This window comes from Nocardia tenerifensis NBRC 101015, from assembly GCF_000308715.1.
Lineage (GTDB): Bacteria > Actinomycetota > Actinomycetes > Mycobacteriales > Mycobacteriaceae > Nocardia > Nocardia tenerifensis.
Window position 1 is genome coordinate 52,531 of record NZ_BAGH01000190.1, and the last position, 18,179, is coordinate 70,709.

Genomic DNA, 18,179 nt, shown 5'->3' on the forward strand with positions numbered 1-18,179 from the left:
GGCCACCTTAGCCCGCGTTATCGCTGTCGTTGGACGAAAGCGCCTTTTGCAGTGAATTGAAAACCGTGAGTCCCTGACCGACCATTCCGTTCACCAGTTCGCTCACGCCGTCGGGCCCGTTGAGCACGGTCAGATTGGCGTTCGCCAGTCCGTTCGAGGCCTGCTTGACGATTTCCGGAAGTTGTTCGATCAACAACTGGTCCAACGCGATCCGATTGTTGGACGCGGCCGCGGCGGCCTGGATCCTGGTGCGGTCGGCCTCCGCCTCGGCCAGGATGCGCACCCGATCCGCTTCGGCCTGAGCGGGTTTCACCACCTCGGTCTGCAACTGCTGCTCGCGCAGCTCGGCCTCTTTGCGGGCCTGAATGGCCTTCGCCTCCAGCACTTCCTGCATCGCCATCGCCTCGGCGAGCGGACCCGCCTGTGCCGCTTCGGCATTCGCCTTGTCGATGTCGCGCTGGTACTGCGCGCGCAGGATCGCGGTCTCGCGCTGATACTCCGCCTGCCTGCGCAGCGACTCCTGCTCGGCCTGGGCGGCCAGCTGTGCGGCCTGCGACTGCGCGATCTGCGCGTCGCGCTGGACGGAGGCGTTGTGCGGCGCGGCGAGCGCCTGGATGTAGCCGAGGTTGCCGTCGTCGATGGACTGGATCTGGAAGGAATCCACCCAGAGCCCGATATTGCCCATCTCGACCTTCGAGGCGACGAGCACCTCGTCGGCCAGCTTCTGGCGCTCCCGGATGATCTCCTCGACCGTCATCGAGCCGACGATCGAGCGCAGGTGACCGGAGAAGATGCGGCCGGTGAGCACCGACATCTCCCGCTCCTGCTCGGACAGGAAGCGTTGCGCCGCATTGACGATCGAGGTGGTGTCGTTGGCGACCTTGAACGCGATCACCGCGCGGACCTCGAGCTGGATCGCCTGCTTGGTGACGCAGCGCTCCTTGATCTCGGCCTCGAACATGGCCAGCGAGAGGTAGCGGACCTTGCGGAACAGCGGAACCACCCAGCTGCCGCGGCCGATCACCACCTTGAACGGCGCGTTGTCCTTGCTCTTGGCGCCGCTGATCAGCATCGCCTCGTCCGGGTCGGGTACGTGGTAGCCCAGCACGGTTGTCTCCCTTACTCTTTCAGATGATGTCGGCCGGATCCGGCGTCAGCGGTATCCAGGGCACCACATCGACGATGCGCCCCGGGGCGACGTCGATGACCAAGACGGTCGCTCCTGCGGGAATCGCCTCGGCGGCGCGCGCGATGTACAGCTCCGTCCCCCCTCGAATCGCCACCCGGACCTCCCCGAGCAGCCCCGCGCCTCGGATAGGCGAGGTGAGCGTACCCGTCAAACCGACCACGGGGTCGCTCATCGCACCGATCCTCCCACTCCACACCCGGACCCGCCACACTACGTCTCGGGCAGCACCTTTCGGGTATCGAAACGGTGTCGGCGCGGGTCGGACGATCCCCGATACCGCGCCGGCGACTAGGTCGCGGGTGTGTGAACTGCTCGAATAGCACGCGGGTATGTTGCTTGCATGGGAGGACGACTCGCTTTGGTTGTCGGGTCCGAGTGTGCGGCGCTGGGGGAACTGGGGTTCACCGGCGAACTCGCGACGGGGTTGTACGGGAGTCTCACCGAGGCCGGGGGCTGGCGGTCCGCGACCGAAGACGACGGGCCGGTCTTGAATCCGACTGCGGCGCAGCTGGTCACGGCGGTCGACGCGGCGTTCGCGGCGGCGGGCGAGCGGCAGGCGACGCTGCTGCTCGCGTTCATCGGGCACGGCGTGGCGACCAACGCCGAGGACTTCTATCTGCTCGGCCACGACTCACCGGCGGCGCCCAACTCGCACAACGCCTTTCACCTCACCCAGGAGATCAGAGAGCGGCTGGACCAGTCGGCCGTCGACGGTCTGGTCGTGCTGGTCGACGCCTGCGAGACCGGGCAGGGCGTGATCGGCGCGGCGCGCCGGTGGACCGATCTGCTCGCGCAGTCGGCGGGCCGGATGGAGATGCTGGTCGCGGCCGGGGACGGGCCCGCGTTCTCCGGCTGCTTCACCAGGACCATGCTGATGACCTTCGCCGTCGGCCTGCCGCTGCGCGGGGAGAACCTGCTGCCCGGCGACCTGGTCGACCCGATCGCCGGCGAGTGCGTTCATCAACAGCCGCAGTATCTTTCGTTCACCTCCGGCTCGGTGTCGGGAGCGCACGGCGCCGACCTCGGCCTGTGGCTGGTGCCCAACACCGCGCGGCACCGCGACGCCGTAAGTGGGCGCTCCGCAGCGGGTTTCGTCGATCAGCTCACCAGAGGGCTGCTGGTGACCCCCGATGTCCGCGAGCACCTCGACGCCATCGTGGACGCGGGCAGCAATCGACTGCGCGTGGTGATCGGGCCGACCGGCGCGGGCAAGTCCACGCTGCTCGCCATGCTGATCCGCCCGAGCCTGGTGGAGGGCCTCGCGGTGACGCCCGAATACATCACCGCCGCAGTGTTTCTCACCGCCGCCAGCTCGATCGAGGCGGTCGCGGCCGAGCTGGCCGCGCAGCTGAGCGCCCGCCTGCCCGGTTTCGCCGAGGCGGCGAAGGCCGTGCACGCGCACCGCGCCAGGGACGAGTTCGACATCTTCGACCTGACCGTGCGGCATCCGCTGGCCCGGTTGTCCACGGCCGGTCGCCGCGTGACGCTGGTGCTCGACGGATTGAACCAGCCGCAGGAGGGCACGCGCCGGCTGCTGATCGCGGCCATCGCGGACCTGACCCGCCGCCACGACCTGCGGCACGTCCGGGTCATCATCGGCATCCGCGACGGCACGGGCGTCGAGGACGATCCGGCGCTGGCGCACATGTACCGGATCGAGGTCGGCGAGCCCGCCGCCGACGACATCGCCACCGTCGTCGGGTCCGCGCGCGGCTCGGGCGCGCCCGCCGATCCGGCGGACTGGGTGCGGTGGATCCAGTCGTTGCTGGCGCAAACGCCCACCGACGTCAACGGATCACACGTCGCCTCGGGCGGCTGGCTGCTGGCCAGGATGCTGCTAGAGGTGGCCTCGAGCATCACCGACGGGGCCGTCGCCGCCGGCATCGGGCTCGACCGGATCGTGGCGCTGCGCGTCGACGCCGCACAGCGCGGCATGTACCCCGAAACCGCCGGTGCGACAGGCACTTTCCTGAGCATTCTGGTGGCCGCGGGCGTGGGGCCGGTGCTGCCGATCGAGCTGCTGGACGCGGCGTTGACGGCGCGCGGTTTCGACCTGCACATCGCCCGGATCCGGGACATGACGGTGGCTTTGGGCGCGCTGGTCACCCGAAGCAGGCCCGGCACGTCGCGTGAGTCGCTGGGCGTGACGCACGGGGCGCTGCTGCCCGGACTGCGGGCCGAGTGCGCCCAACTCGGCGTCGACGTCGAGGACGCGCACCGGGCCATCGTGACCGCCATCAAGCAGAGCCCCGACGACGACCGGGCCGCCGACTACGCGCGCGGCTCGGCGGTGCGCCACTGCCTCGCCTACCGGGATTCCGCCAGCGCGCTGCACTTCCTGGAGCTGCTGCAGACCGCGCGGGCGGCCGACAACCGCGATCTCTGGGCGGCCTGGGTGCCCGCGTTCGTCGAGACGCTCGGGCCCGACCACCCCGCCACGCTGACCACCCGCAGCCGCGAGGCCTATCACCGCGGGGAGAGCGGCGACCTGGTCGGCGCCATCGCGGCGTTCGAGCTGCTGCTGGCCGACCGGCTGCGCGTGCTCGGGCCCGACCACCCGAAAACCCTTGGCACCCGCCTGAATCTGGCCAGTTACCGGGCCCGGTGCGGCGACTACGTCGGCGCCCGAGCCGAATACAAGCGGCTGTTCGCCGATCAGCGTCGCCTGCTCGGCCCCGATGCGCCCGACACGTTGCGCACCCGAAACGATCTGGCGTCCAACCGGGCCGACCTCGGCGACCTCCCCGGCGCCATCGCCGATTTCGAGCAGCTCCGCCTCGACCGCATCCGGGTGCTCGGCCCCGACCATCCGCAGACCCTGCGCACCCGCAACAGCCTCGCCTACTGGCGCGGGCAGAACGGCGACTTCACCGGCGCGCGAACCGAATTCGAGCAGCTGCTGGCCGACTGCCTGCGTATCTACGGCCCCGACCACGCGGCCACCCTCGCGGCCCGCAACAGCCTCGCCGCCTTCCGCGCGCGCAGCGGCGACCTCGCGGGCGCGGCCACCGAGTTCACCCACCTGCTCGCCGACCGGCTGCGCGTCCTCGGCCCCGATCACCCCGACACCCTCACCACGCGAGCCACGCTCGCCGACTACCGGGCCGACAACGGCCACCTGCCCGGTGCCATCGCCGAACTCGAACAGCTGCTGGCCGACCGGCTGCGCGTCCTCGGCCCCGATCACCCCGACACCTTCGCCACCCGCAACGACCTGGCCGCCCGTCAGGCCCAGAACGGCGACCTCCCCAAAGCCATCTCGGACCTGGAGGTCCTCCTGGTCGCCGAACTCCGCGCACTGGGCCCCACCCACGCCGCCACCATCCGCACCCAGAAGACCCTCGCCCACTGGCGAGCCCACCTCGTCAAGTAGGCGCGCGGGTATCGTCCTTGCATGGGAGGACGGCTGGCGCTGGTGGTGGGGTCCGAGTGTGCGGCGTTGGGGGAGTTGGGGTTCACCGATTCCCTGGCGGGCGGGTTGTACGCGGGCCTGCGGGAGGCCGGCGGCTGGGAGGCGGCGACGGAGGCCGACGGCCCGGTGCTCGATCCGACCGCCGCGCAGCTGGTTTCGGCGGTGGACGTGGCCTTCGAGCGGGCGTCGCAGCGCGCGGCGACCCTGCTCGTGGCGTTCATCGGCCATGGGATGGCGACAAATTCGGGTGACTTCTACTTGATGGCGCACGACTCGCCATCGCCGCCGCGCTCGGACAACGCCTTTCACCTGACGCAGGGAATCCGCGAGCGGCTCAACACGTCCGCGCTGGACGGGCTGATCGTCCTCGTCGACGCCTGCGAGACCGAGCAGGGTGTGCGGGGCGCCGCCCGGCTGTGGACCGGGCCGCTCGCGCGTTCGTCTGGGCGGATGGAGTTGCTGGTCGCCGCGGGCGACGGACCCGCGCACGCCGGATGTTTCACGCGCACCATGCTTTCCACCTTCGAGGCCGGGCTGCCTCGGCGCGGCGAGAATCTGTTGCCGTCCGATCTGGTAGATCCCGTCGCGCGCGGCTGTGTCCTGCAACAGCCGCTGCATCTGTCGTTCACCGCGGGCACGGTGACGATGAGTCCCGGTGGCGACGCCGGACTGTGGTTGGTGCCCAACATCGCTCGGCGCAAGGACGCGCTCACCGGTCGTCCCGGCGCGGGCGTCGTCGACCAGCTGACCCGTCGGCTGCTGCTGACCGACGCGATGCGCGAAAGCCTCGCGGAGGTGATCGACTCGGGAAGCCACCGTCTTCGGGCCGTCGTGGGCGCCGCGGGCTGTGGCAAGTCGACGCTCATGGCGTTGCTGGTTCGTCCCAGCGTGGCCGAGGGGTTGTCCATCGTCGCCGAATACGTGACGGCCGCAGTGTTTCTCACGACGAGCAGCACGATAGAAGCGGTAGCAGAGGAGTTGTCCGCGCAGTTGTCCGAACGGGTTCCCGGATACGCGGAGGCCTTGGGCGACGCCCGAAGTCGCGGCGACACAGCTGAACTCGACGCGTTCGATCGCCACGTCCGGTATCCACTCGCCGCCGTGTCGCGGCCGGGTGGCCGGATCACCCTCGTGCTCGACGGGCTGGACCAACCGGCGACGGGAAGCCGAGAACTGTTGGTGGCGGCCGTCTCCGCGTTGACCCGGGATGACGACCTGCGCTATGTCCGGGTGATCACCGGCATCCGGCTCGGTTCCGGCATAGAGACCGACCCCGCCCTCGCGCACATGCACCGCGTCGAGCTGGCCGAGCCGAGGGAGGCCGACATCGACGCCCTCGTCTGGGCCGAACGGCGTGAACTCGTTCCGCTCGGCCCGCTCGGTGCGAGCGGCCCTCGTGTTGATCCGGGAGCGCCGGGAGCGGGGAGCTACGAGCGCCTGCCAGCCAGGCGCAAGGGGCGTTTGCCTGACGACACGGACTGGGACAAGGGTTGGCTGGATAAACCCGTGGACGAGCCCGAAGACACTCGGCCTGCGGCGGTCGGCGGCTGGTTGTCGGCTCGGCTGCAGAGCGAGGTTTCTCCGTGGTTAGGCGCCCCCGCTGTGGGAAATGGCACGCGACTCGATGACGTTGTCGCCAAGCGCGTCCGGTCCGCGCTGTACATCGACCGAACCGGCGCTGTCGGACGGGTGATCCCCTTGCTGGCGGTGCTTGCCGCAGCGGGCGCGGGCCCCGTGCTGCCTATCGGACTGCTCACCGCGGCGATGAAGTCGTTGGGGTTCGACACGGGACCGCACCGACTTCGTAACGTCGTAGTGAGCCTGGGCGCGCTGGTCACTCGTAGTCACCCCGGCACCACGCGCGAAGCGCTCGGCATAGCCCACCCTGCTTTTCTTTCGGAGCTGCTGGTGCAGTGCGCCCGGTACGGCATGCGCGTCGAGGACGCGCACCGAGCGATCATCGCCGCCACCAAGGGCAGCGCCGAGGCGGCCGAGTATGCCCGCACCTCCCTCGCACGCCACTACCTCGAATGCGGCGACAGCGCAGCGGCACTGTCTCACCTCGAGTCCCACGAGACAGCCAGCGCCGCCGACAACCGTGACCTGTGGTCGACCTGGCTTCCTCCGATCGTCGCCGCGGTCGGTGCGGATCACCCGGATACCTTGCGCGCGCGGGAGTATCACGCCATGCGACGGGCGGACAGCGGCGACCTCACGGGCGCGGCCGAAGAACAGCAGCGGTTGCTCGCCGACCGGCTGCGCCTCTTGGGCCCGGACCACCCTGACACCATCGCGACGCGGGACCGCCTGTCGCACTGGAGGTCTCACCTCGGGTCAACGCACGAAACTTCTACGCCGTCCACTTCCCCCGCACACCCGCGAACACCTGGGCCGCCGGATCCGCGGTGATCTTGTCGGAATCGGTGTCGTAGTCGTACAACTCGGCGTACCGCCCCCAGTCGATCGCGATATCCAGTTGCCGCCGAGCGTCTTCCGGGCCGAAGCCGCGGCGCAGCAGGTCGAGGAAGAAGCCGGCGCGCAGGCTGCCGTCGGTGCTGCCCGCGAGGCCCGTGCAGATGGTGCGGACCAGCGGTGCACGGTGCCTGACCTGTTCGGCGAAGATGCGCTTGCTCTCCTGGATGTCCGCGGCGGTGAAGCGGGTGCCGACGTCGGTGAGCAGGACGTCGCCGTCCTCGACGGTGCTCAAGCCCAGCATCTCGGCCGCGTCGACCAGGGGCAGCAGGTCATCGATCTCGAAGTTGAGTTCGTCGGCGATGTCGGGCAGGTCGGCGTGGCCGCCCTTGGCGTAGACGAGCTCGACCAGTCCGGCCAGGCCGCCGACGGAGGCGTCGGGCAGCGGCTGCGCGGTCGGGGTCGCCTTGTCCGGCTCGGGCACCGCGGGTTCGGTGTCGCGGCCGGTGAGCAGGCCGTAGATCTCGTCGACCAGCGCCTCGAACCACGGCGCGCGCCGATTCCGCGGACGCGGTTGGCGCACCGGGACTTCCGCGATGATGCGACCGGGATTCGCGCCGAGGACCAGCACTCGATCGGCGAGCTGCACCGCCTCCTCGATATTGTGCGTGACCACGCAGATGGCCTTGGTCGGGAAACCTTCGGTGGCCCAAAGGTTCACCAACTCGGTGCGCAGGTTCTCCGCGGTGAGCACGTCCAACGCGGAGAACGGCTCGTCCATCAGCAGCAGGTCCGGCTCGAGCACCAGGGCGCGGGCGAAGCCGACCCGCTGGCGCATGCCGCCCGAGAGTTCCTTGGGATAAGCCGATTCGAAGCCGTCCAGGCCGATCAGGTCGATCGCGTCGAGCGCGCGCCGCCGTCGCTCGGCGGGCGCCACGTTGCGGGCGGCGAGCCCGAGTTCGACATTGTCCTGCACGGTGAGCCACGGCATGAGCGCGAACGACTGGAACACCAGCGCCGCACCGGGATTGCTGCCGTTGAGCGGTGTGCCGCGGTAGGTCACCTCGCCGTCGGAGGGCGCGATGAGCCCGGCGATGATGCGCAGCAGCGTGGACTTGCCGGAGCCGGAACGGCCGAGCAGGGCGACGATCTCGCCGCCGCGCAGCTGGAGATCGATGCCGTCGAGCACCCGCAGCTCGTCGCCGGCGGCACCGGTGAATCGCTTGCCGACGCCCGAGATGTCCAGCAGCACTTCGCGATTGGCCTCAATGGTGGTCATGATCGGACTCCCGTCGAACGAATGGAGAGGTGGGCCGTCACAGCGAGTACCGCCGCTCGGCCAGGGCGTAGAGCCGCCGCCAGAACAGCCGGTTGATGCCGACCACGTAGACGCTCATCACCAGCACGCCGATGAGGATTCGCGGCGAGTCACCGACGGTGGTGGCCTCGTGGATGTAGGCGCCGAGACCGGCCGCCACCAGGGTGGTGGACCCGTAGTCCACCACCTCCGCCACGATGGACGCGTTCCACGCGCCGCCCGCCGCGGTGATCCCGCCGGTCACATAGCTGGGAAAGATGGCGGGCAGAATCAGCCTGCGCCACCACAGTTTTCGCGGCAGCCGCAGGTTGGCCGCGGCCTCGCGCAGATCGGTCGGCACCGCGCTGGCCCCGGCGATGACATTGAACAGGATGTACCACTGCGCGCCCAGCGCCATCAGGATGGCGCCCGCCCAGTTCAGGCTCGCCCCGCTCCAGACGAGCACGGCGGTCACGAACGGGAACAGGAAGTTGGCCGGAAAGCTGGCCAGCACCTGCACAACCGGCTGCGCGAGCCGGGACACCCTGGGGTTCAACCCGATCCACACGCCGATCGGCACCCAGACGATCGTGGCCAGGACCAGCAGCACCACCACCCGCAGCAGCGTGAGGAACCCGAGCCCGAACGCGTGCGCGACTTCGCCGAAGCCCTCGGTGGATTCGATGTAGTCGAGGACGCGATACCCGCCGTAGCCGACGGCGGCCACCACCACCGCGCCGAACACCAGATCGCCCGCGCGACGCCGGACCGGCGAGGAGTGCAGCGGGTACTCGGCGAGCCCGAACACGCTCATCACCCGATCCAGCGGCGCGACCAGCGGGCCGAGCGTTTTGCCGAGCAGCAACGGAATGTGCGAGCGCCGCAACAGGTTCAGCATCACGCTGCGCGGCGCCTCAGCCGCCTCGGTGTCCTCGACCCGGAACCGCTCGGCCCACGCGGTGAGCGGGCGCCAGAACAAGAAGTTCACCCCGACGACCATGACGATCATCACGCCGATCGCGATGAACACCTTCCCGAGATCGCCGTCGCCGGTCGCCGTCGCGACGTAGGACCCGATGCCGGGCAGCGCGTAGGAGTGGTTGTTCACGCTGATCGCCTCGGACGCGACCAGGAAGAACCAGCCGCCGCCGAAGCTCATCATCCCGTTCCAGACCAGCGGGATCATGCCGCTCGGCACGTCGACGCGCCAGAACCGTTGCCAGCGCGACAGTCTCAGGTTGCGCGCCGCCTCGTCCAGCTCGCGGGGCTGCGCGGCCAGGCTGTGGTAGAAGGCGAACGCCATGTTCCACGCCTGCGAGGTGAAAATCGCGAAGACGGAGGCGCTTTCGAGTCCGAGCTGCGAGCCGGGGAACAGCGCGATGAACCCGGCGACGGTGATCGACAGGAACCCGAGGATCGGCACCGACTGCAGGATGTCGAGCAGCGGCAGCAGCACCGTGCGGGCTCGCCGCAGCCGGGCCGCCGCCGTCGCGTAGACGAAGGTGAACAGGATCGAGAGCCCGAGCGCGGCGAACATCCGCAGCAGGGACCGGGCCGCGTAGTAGGGCAGCCGCGCCGGGTCGGTGGACACGGCGGCGGGCGCGTCGGCCTCGTCGAACGGCACGTTCGCGCTGGCCGAGACCCGCACGACCAGCCAGATCAGCACGGCCGCGCCGACGAACACGACCACGTCGGCGAACCGGTTGCGTGGACGGTCGAGCGCGCTGCCCACCGGGTAGGTACGCAGCGTGGTCACGCCTGCCTGCCTTTCGCATCCGTGGTGGCGATGTGCCAGCCGACGCTGGTCACCGACGGTTCCAGGCTCAGCCTGCTGACCGCGGACTCCATCTGCCGGTCGTCACGCTGGTCGCCGAACAGTTCGGCGCGCACCTCGACCCGGCCCGGCGTGCCGGTGTTGGCGCTGGAGATGGAGACGAGCTGAAAGTCGGTGCGGGTCAAGGCCTGTACGAGCAGCGCGCGCACGTGGGCCTCGTTGTCGTCGTTGGTGACGGCGGCGAACGCGTAGGACGCGGGCTGCTCGTGCCCGGCCTCCGGCTGCTTGTCCACCTTGCGGCCCACGGCCCGCAGCGCGATATTGACGCCGACCACCGCGATCGTGCCCGCGGCGGCGGTGCTGTACATGCCCGCGCCGGCGAGCGCGCCGACGGCCGCCGCGCACCACAGCGTGGCGGCGGTGTTGAGTCCGCGCACGTTGAGCCCGTCGCGGATGATCACGCCCGCGCCGAGGAAGCCGATGCCGGAGACGATCTGTGCCGCGACGCGGGTCGGGTCGGCGACACCGCCGGAGAACCCGTGCGCGGACAGCAGCACGAAGAGGGTGGCGCCCGCGGCGACGAGCGCGTTGGTGCGCAGGCCCGCCATCCTGGCGCGGTATTGACGCTCGAAGCCGATGGCCGCGCCGAGGCCGACGCCGGCGAGCAGCCGCAGGATCATCTCCACTGTTGTCATGACCGCACTCCCTGAACATCGTCAGCGCACCGTCGAAACAGCAGGTTACGGGGTCGGTCCCGCCAGCGAATCGGCTGAAGAGGTGGCGCCGGGTGAATACTTGGCAAATTGGGGGTACGGACTATTACCGCCGGGCATCCGGCTCACCTCCTCGGTCCATCGGCACACGACAAGCGTCGGCGTCATGTTTCTGATCGTTGCAGAGCACACCGGGGAAACCCGACAAAAACGCCGGTCAGTACCCCTCCTCGTAAGACCTTTGGCACTTCACGGCGTGAACCCGGGGTTCGGGAGCCAATCGGGATCACCCCTTAGGCCGGGGAGATCTGTCCTGACCCGGGGCGTCTCTCGACGTTCGGGGTCGCTGGCCTGTATCCGTGAAGGAGCCTCAGCGAACGATCGGTACCTTGCGCTGGCCAGTAAACACCCGAACGGAAACATTGGCAACCCGGATGTGAGCGCGGTCGCACCCCGGCACCCAATCCTGTTGTGCCGGAGCCGAAGAACGCGCGGGTCAGGATCGGTAGAGCGAGCGGTACGCGGTGATCATCGCGACGCAGTGCTCGACGATCTCGTCGCGGGTGGCTCGCAGCGATCCGTTCAGCCAGGCGGAGAACATGCCCGCGTTGCCGCTGGCCATGGTGACCGCGGCGAGCCTGCGCTTGACCGGATCGTCGATGTGGGAGAACAGGTGGTCCTGCATGAGCCGGGTGAACACCGGCATCACCGAGATGGTGGTCTGGCCGAGCCCGGTGCTGGAGTACGGCTCGACCAGGAACAGTCGCGACTTGCGCGGGTCGGCGAGCACCTTGTCGACCAGGATGGTGGCGAGTTCGCGGTCGCGGGAGGGCTCGTCGGTCGCCGCGAACGCGGTCATCGGCTCCAGGAACTCCTCGGCGACCTGCCGGTACAGCACGTCGAGCAGCTCGTCGCGGCTGGCGAAGCTCTCGTAGAAGTACCGGTCGGTGAGGTTGGCCTTGCGGCACACCGCGCGCATGGTCACCCCGCCGGCGCCCGCCTCGCCGATCAGGTCCAGCGCGGCCTCCAATAGCGCGGCGCGGCGCGCCTCCCTGCGCTCGGTGAGGGTCGTGCCGCCCCAGATCCGCGGGCCCGCGTCGTCGTCTGCTTCCTGGCCTGATCGCACCGCACCAGACTAGTGCCTGGTCGACGCCGAGCCGGTGGAGGCGGGTTCGATTCGTGCGGTGGCGATCCGGATCGCCACCGCACCGGCCTATAGGCCGTCTACCGGGCTCGCGTCGGTCAGGGCAGCACGAGGCAGACCGGCCCGAGGTTGACGCCGTTGCCGACGGTGGCGGTCGTCGAGACGAACGCGCTGCTGTTGTGCACCGCGAAAACGGTGTGGTTGCCGGGGATCAGCGGCGTCCACTTCGCGGTCACGGTGCCCGAGGAGGGGACGGTGATCCAGCCGCCGGGGTCGAACGTGCCGGTGGCGTCGAAGAATCCGATGACATCGCCGGGCGCCGCGGTGGCCGTCGCGATGTAGGAACAGTTCGTGCCGAACGCGGTGGAGCTGCCGAAGCTGAGGCCCGGCGCGACTCCGACGGCGGTGACCGCCGCAGGTGCGGCGGGCGCGGTGAGTACCAGGGCGGCGGTAATGGCACCGAAGGAGGTCAGGGCGGCGGCAACGGATTTCTTCGACCGGTACATGATGGATCATCTCTCTCGGACGTAGGCGTGGAGACGGCGCTGGTTCTGCGCCTCGTGTGTAGTCTCCGCGCGACGCGAAACAGACACGCCCGGAATGACGGAGCGATCGCGCGCGTTATCGGCCGCTCTCCAGCGGCAGGCCCGCGTCGCGCCAGGCGACGAGGCCGCCCGCCAGACTGCTCGCGTCGTACCCAGCCTGGCGCGCCCGCGTGGCGAACCGCAGCGACAGCTCGCCCACGGGGCAGACGAACACCAGCGGTCGCGAGCGCGAGAACGGAATGCCCTGGGCGAACATGTCATCGAGCTGATCGTCGCGAATGTTCAACGCGCCGGGCACATGTCCGATGCGGTAAGCCATCGCGCCGCGGGTGTCGACGATGGTCGGCTTGCCGGTGCGCTCCAGCTCCGCGAGTTCGCCGGGCGAGAGCGTCGGCGTGGCGGCCTGTTCCGCCGCGCTCGGCCGCGGTGGGCGGGCCGCGCGTTCGAACAGTTCCGGCCTGCGCTTCTTGATGTAGGACAGGTAGGGTTCCAGGCGATCGCAGACGATGAACACCGCGACGACCGGGCCGTCCGTGCGGGCCGGAAGTTCCGACGCGGCAAGGGTTTTCAGCGCGGCCGCGTAGCTCGCGCCGCTGGTCGGGCCGGCCAGGATGCCGTAACCGGTGGCCAGCCGCAGGGTGGCGTCCACCGCGTCGCCCGCCTCGACCGTTGCGATGTCGTCGTAGAAATCGGGCTGGAACAGGCCGACATCCCACATCTCGCTCTCCGAGCGGATGCCGGGAATGAAGTCGGCACGGTCGGAAACCACTGCGATGGTGCGTAATTCGGGATTGTGCTTGCGCAGGTAGGTGGCCGCGCCCCGGGTGGAGCCCGTCGTTCCGAGCCCACCGATCAGATAGTCGACCCGGTTGATGCCGTCGGCGGCGAGGTCCTCGTGGATCTCCCGGCCGGTGCCGTGGTGATGCGCCTCGATGTTCTTCTCATTGGTGTACTGCGAGGCGTGATAGTACGCGTCCGGCTGCTGAGCCATCGTCGCCTCGATCACCGAGTACACGTCGTTCGGCGTGGTCGGGTCGGGGCACTCGGACAGGCCGGGCAGCTCGACGATCTCGGTTCCCAACAGCCGCAGCAGATCTCGCACCTCGGCGACCTTGATCCGGTTGGTCACCGCGCGCAGCCCGACGCCGTGCATCGCGCCGAGAATCCGCAGCGCCTTGGCGGTGTTGCCGCTCGACGCCTCGATGAACGTCTGCCCGCCGGCCACGACGGCGTCGAGCTCGTCGCGGATCATGCCCCACGCCACCCGGTCCTTGACGGAGCCGAAGGGGTTGCAGGACTCCAGCTTCGCGTACAGCTCGACATTGCGCAGGCCGTGCACCGCCGGGTCGAGCCGCAGCAGGGGAGTGTTGCCGATGAGTTCGGTGATGTGGTCGTAGCGCATCAGGGCGCCTCGGTGGGGACGCGCGTCCGAGTGAGAACGGTGTGCTCGGGCGGTTCGAGTGCGCCGCCGGGCTCGTACTCGGCGTCGCGACACACCTGGAAGTCGTTGTCCCGCTGAACAACCGCCAGTTTGATCGGCGGCGGCCGCATCGACGCCGTCGCGGCCGACAGATCCATGTGGTAGGCGGCGGTGTTCGGGAACACCACCAGATCGCCGGGGTTCGGCCGCCGCGGCAGCCACACCTTGTGATTGGTGATCAGGTCCCGCTCTAGGCAGAGGTGTCCGGCGAAATACACTCCGACATAGCCTGTTTCGGGACGAGAGGCGCCGCCCCGGTCGGACGCCGCGCCGGGGACGGGCAGGATGATCGGGTCCACCATCACCTCCTGGTCGGCCGGGGTCACCGAGTCGCGGCTGAGATCGACATTGACCAGCACGCTGCCGTCGGCGATCTCCTTGACGAACTCGACCCTGGCCACCGTCGCGCCCGCGTGGTCGACCAGGGACTTGCCCGGCTCGAGCCACAACTCCAGCAGGTTGTCCGAGGCGATCTCGGCGACGGTGCGCCCGCCGTGGCGCTCCAGCGCGGTGGTGAGCAGGTCGTGCAGCATGCCGGTCGCCGCGACGGTGTTGGCGTATTTGTGGAACACCGGCGTGCCGTGCACCGCGCCGCCGGTGATGTGGTAGCCGAAGGTGTTGCTGCCCCAGCTCATTCGCTCGCCGCGGCCGAGCAGGGCGGCGCGCAGCGCGCGCACGTAGTCGTCGAACCGGTCGGCGTCGTCGGTGAAGACCTGACGAAATCCGCCGCCGATGTTCAGCACCGTCGGCGTGAGCCCGTGGTCGTAGGCCCGTTCGACCAGTGCGAGGCACGCGTCGAGCGCACGGACCCGTTCGCCGAGATCGCCGGAGTCCAGGTGAAAAGCGAAGCCCAGCAGGTTGATTCGATGACGGTGCGCCGACAGTACGTCGAACGCGGGCGGCAGGTGCGCCAGCGGCACGCCGAACCGGCTGACCTGAGTTTCGTCGAAACCGGAGACGCGAAGCAACACAGGAACTTCGGCGTCCTCGTCGGCCAGCTCGGCGAGGCGCTCGAGCTCCCACAGATTATCCACGTTGATCGTGACGCCGCGCTGAATCAGATCACGCAGGAAGGTCTCGCCTTTCGGCCCGGTCACCTCGATCCGCGTCGGGCCGAACCCCGCGCTGAGCGCGCTCGCCAACTCCTGCGGGGAAGCCACGTCGACGCAGATGCCGGCGCGCTCGGCCACGCGCACGAACGCGCGGGACTGATTCGCCTTGTGCGCGTAGCAGATTCGGTGGCGCACCGGCGTACGATCGAGCACGTCGCGGAACTGCCGCAGGTTCTGCGCGAACACCTGCGGGAAGACCAGGTGCACCGGCGAGCCGAACCGGGCCAGCGTGTGCGCCACCGCGTTCGGGGTATCGAGGAAGGCACGCACCAGCGGGTGGATCTTCGCGGGCAGCGCCGGCGGCGGTGCCGTCATACGGCGGTTTCCGACGGCACGGCGCCCTCCGCCGCGACCTCGGGCCGCTCGGCGACCGGGTTGTAGCCGCCGTCCCGGATGGCCTCGAAGGCCCGAAGGCGGTTACGCGGACTGCGGAACTCGGCGACCACCCGCTTACTGATCAGATCGATCTCGACCACCCGGATGCCCATCGACTCGAGCACCCCGCCGATCGTGCGGACGCAGTGCTTGCAGGTCATGTCCGGTACATAGAACACCCGGTCCTCGGCGGTGGCCGCTCGATCGGCGGTCTCCGCGTCCAGCTCGGCGCTCACCTCGACCAGCTCGCACCGCGCCGCGATCGTGCCGAACACCGTGACGAACTGATCGACCACCACCGGCAGGATGCTGTAGTGCCCGCCGCCGAGGTGATGCGGCATCGCGGCCAGGCAGGCCGGCCGCGTGCCCGCGGGCAGCAGGGCGTACTGACGGGAGATGAGGTCGAGGTCGTCGTGGTACTTGGCCAGCGCCTCGGGAATGCTGAGCCCCTCGACGTGGGTCGCCCTGCGCATCACCGTGTGCGCGTCGGCGATGGTGGCGTCCTTCATGGCGCGCAGCGTCGCCACCGTCTCGGCGGAGTAGCGCACGGTGCCGTCGGGCTGGGCGATCAGGGTCACCGGAATCATCCCACGCCGGTAGGTCGAGGCCTGCAACTCCCAGAACCAGCGGGTCGCGACGGCGGAGAAGAGGCCGGATTCCTGCATGCCCCTGGCGAATTCGGCCGCGCTGCGGTACGGCGTCTGCCGGGCCAGCAGGGCGTGCTGGGCCAGCGCCCGCCCCGCGGCCTCGATGCCGACCCGGAAGATGTCCATGGGGTCGTGGTCGGTGGTCGTGCCGGCCAGCACCGCGTGCTCGCGCGGACCGAGCGCCGAAATACGCTCGGCGAAGGCGGTATTCGCCGCGAGCGCGTGCCACAGCGCGAGCACGGTCTCGCGCATGGCGATCGGCACCAGGGGGCCGAGGCCGTCGGCGCGGTAGTGGCCGGTGTTGGGGATGCCGTCGCTGTCGGTCCAGGTGATCCGGTGGGTGGCGCTGGTGACCTGATACGGCCGGCACGGCCGCATGAACCGCTCCAGATACAGCCGCTGCGAGAAGGTGAGATGACTGTTCGGCTCGGTTTTCAGTGCGGTGCAGGTGAATTCGAACGTGCGGCGGCCGGGGACGGGCACCGGCGCCGAAAAGAGACCCGGCTGCGCCAACCCGGCGAGTACCCGCGACGCGGCTCGCCGGTCGTAGCGCGGGGTGTCCATGGTCATCTGACCTCCTCGGCAATCGTGGTGACGCACTGGGTGAATCGGTCGATCTCGTCGGCGGTGTTGTAGATGTGGGTGCTGACCCGCACCGAGTCGTCGGTGGCGGCCAGGCGCGGATCGATCGCGCCGTCGCTCGCGGCGACGGTGCAGTGCAGGCCCGTGCGCACCAGGAAACCGAGTTCGCTGAGCACGAATCCGAGGTCGGTCGCGGTGATCCCGTCGAGGGTGAACGAGACGATGCCGTAGCCCCCCGCGCGCCGCGCATGCGCGGGGCCGGGCAGGAATTCGAGGCCGTCGATCGGGCGCAGGCTTTCGATGAGCCGGACGGTGAGTTCGCGATTGTGCGCCGCGATGGCGCCGATGTCGAACGACTCCAGCACCTCGAGCGCGCTGCCGAGCGCGAGAATTCCGGGAATATTGTGCGTGCCGCCCTCGAGCAGCGCGGGCATCGCCGCGGGCAACAGCCCAGCCTCGCGCACCAGCACCCCCGAGTTGCCGCCGGGCAGGAACGGCACCAGGCTATCGTGAACCCGCCTGTGGCAGTAGAGGATTCCGGTTCCCGGCGCGCCGAACATCTTGTGCGCGGCGAAGATCGCGAAGTCCGCGCCGAGCTCGGTGACGTTCACCGGCACGTGGCCGCCGCTCTGGCTACAGTCGAAGCACAGCAGGATGGCGGGGTCGAGCAGGCCGCGCAGCGGCGCGAGCGTGCTGAGGCCGCCGTACACGTGGTGCAGATGACTGGTGGTGATCAACCGGGTGCGCGGGGTCACCTTGGCCAGGATGTCGGCGGTGTCCGCCTCGCCGCCGCCGGTCACCCGGTAGGGGACCAGCTCGATCCGGCGCCCGAAACGCGCGAGCAACCCGCGCAGGTGATACCACGGATGCACGTTGGACGCGTGATCGGCTGGGCTGTACAGGATTTCGTCGCCGTCCTCGAGCACGGCCAGCCCCCAGGACAGGGTGACGGCGTTGATCGCCGCGGTGGCGCCGCCGGTGAAGACCACCTCGTCGGCGTGCTCGGCGCCGATGAACGCGGCGGTGCGGTCCCGGATTCGACTCAGTCGGGTGGTGAGGCTGGTCGCCCACGGGTAGGTGCCGCGGCCCGCGTTGGCGGTTCGTGAGCTGTGATACCGATGAATGGTCTCGATGACCGGCAGCGGCTTCTGCGTGGTCGCGGCGCTGTCCAGATAGATGTCGGTGGATTCGGCGAGCGCGGGAAAGAGCTTGCGAATATCGGCGGGGCTCTGTGCTGTCGGCGCCGATAGTCGGACGGGCGATGGCCGCGCGAAATGCGACCTCGAGGCCTGGGATCGCAACGGGACGCTCCCTCCGCAAACCGCTTCACAACGTGCGTCGGACGCCACCAACGATACGCACTTTCGGTAGGACTTCGAAGGTTATCGAGCGGCCTCGGACATCCGTCCTCGCAAGCGCTCCTTGCGGCCCCCGGGACATCCGTCCTCGCCGGCCCTCAGCCCAGGACCCGACATTCCGTGCAAGAGCTTCAAGGCC

General features: G+C 69.5%; 13 protein-coding genes and 1 riboswitch. Of the genes, 2 read left to right on the forward strand and 11 right to left on the reverse strand.

The features are described from left to right. Positions 1–7: 7 nt before the first annotated feature. Both ON39_RS15825 and ON39_RS15830 read right to left on the reverse strand, forming a co-directional pair. Complete coding sequence (locus ON39_RS15825) at positions 8–1,108, reverse strand: SPFH domain-containing protein (RefSeq protein ID WP_040734814.1); 1,101 nt, start codon at positions 1,106–1,108, stop codon at positions 8–10. A 19-nt stretch (positions 1,109–1,127) separates the two neighbouring features. Then, entirely contained in the window at positions 1,128–1,361 is a 234-nt protein-coding gene (locus tag ON39_RS15830) for an NfeD C-terminal domain-containing protein (protein ID WP_040734815.1), read from the reverse strand. A 168-nt stretch (positions 1,362–1,529) separates the two neighbouring features. Here ON39_RS15830 and ON39_RS45925 point away from each other — a divergent pair, with 168 nt between their 5' ends. Further along, on the forward strand, positions 1,530–4,562 hold the full coding sequence (locus ON39_RS45925) for a tetratricopeptide repeat protein (protein ID WP_051186675.1): 3,033 nt from the start codon (positions 1,530–1,532) through the stop codon (positions 4,560–4,562). A gap of 21 nt (positions 4,563–4,583) precedes the next feature. Beyond that, positions 4,584–7,010, forward strand: coding sequence for an ATP-binding protein (locus tag ON39_RS15840; protein WP_110293291.1), 2,427 nt, complete (start codon positions 4,584–4,586; stop codon positions 7,008–7,010). On the opposite strand, the gene ON39_RS15845 is transcribed toward ON39_RS15840, so the two are convergent. The 9 genes from ON39_RS15845 to ON39_RS15885 all read right to left on the reverse strand — a co-directional run bounded on the left by ON39_RS15845 (position 6,952) and on the right by ON39_RS15885 (position 17,983). Next, entirely contained in the window at positions 6,952–8,292 is a 1,341-nt protein-coding gene (locus ON39_RS15845; protein WP_040734817.1) for an ABC transporter ATP-binding protein, read from the reverse strand. The two genes, ON39_RS15840 and ON39_RS15845, sit on opposite strands and share 59 nt — an antisense overlap. A gap of 37 nt (positions 8,293–8,329) precedes the next feature. Further along, the gene (locus ON39_RS15850; protein WP_040734819.1) at positions 8,330–10,066 is read right to left on the reverse strand and encodes an ABC transporter permease; all 1,737 of its coding nucleotides are present in this window, start codon (positions 10,064–10,066) and stop codon (positions 8,330–8,332) included. Further along, positions 10,063–10,779, reverse strand: coding sequence for an MgtC/SapB family protein (locus ON39_RS15855; RefSeq protein ID WP_040734820.1), 717 nt, complete (start codon positions 10,777–10,779; stop codon positions 10,063–10,065). Before ON39_RS15855 ends, ON39_RS15850 begins: the two co-directional genes overlap by 4 nt. A gap of 237 nt (positions 10,780–11,016) precedes the next feature. Beyond that, a riboswitch (M-box (ykoK) riboswitch) is annotated at positions 11,017–11,186 on the reverse strand. A gap of 107 nt (positions 11,187–11,293) precedes the next feature. Further along, entirely contained in the window at positions 11,294–11,923 is a 630-nt protein-coding gene (locus tag ON39_RS15860; RefSeq protein WP_051186676.1) for a TetR/AcrR family transcriptional regulator, read from the reverse strand. Between the two features lie 116 nt (positions 11,924–12,039). Further along, a complete protein-coding gene (locus tag ON39_RS15865; RefSeq protein ID WP_040734822.1) occupies positions 12,040–12,447 on the reverse strand; it encodes a hypothetical protein in 408 nt (135 codons plus the stop codon). 115 nt (positions 12,448–12,562) lie between these two features. Continuing rightward, positions 12,563–13,888: a pyridoxal-phosphate dependent enzyme gene (locus ON39_RS15870; protein WP_040734823.1), complete on the reverse strand. Its 1,326-nt coding sequence runs from the start codon at positions 13,886–13,888 to the stop codon at positions 12,563–12,565. After that, entirely contained in the window at positions 13,888–15,393 is a 1,506-nt protein-coding gene (locus tag ON39_RS15875; RefSeq protein ID WP_051186677.1) for an alanine racemase, read from the reverse strand. Before ON39_RS15875 ends, ON39_RS15870 begins: the two co-directional genes overlap by 1 nt. Next, entirely contained in the window at positions 15,390–16,670 is a 1,281-nt protein-coding gene (locus ON39_RS15880; RefSeq protein WP_040734825.1) for a heavy-metal-associated domain-containing protein, read from the reverse strand. Before ON39_RS15880 ends, ON39_RS15875 begins: the two co-directional genes overlap by 4 nt. Beyond that, complete coding sequence (locus tag ON39_RS15885; protein ID WP_040734827.1) at positions 16,667–17,983, reverse strand: aminotransferase class V-fold PLP-dependent enzyme; 1,317 nt, start codon at positions 17,981–17,983, stop codon at positions 16,667–16,669. The genes ON39_RS15880 and ON39_RS15885 overlap by 4 nt, the downstream gene beginning before the upstream one ends. Positions 17,984–18,179: the final 196 nt, after the last annotated feature.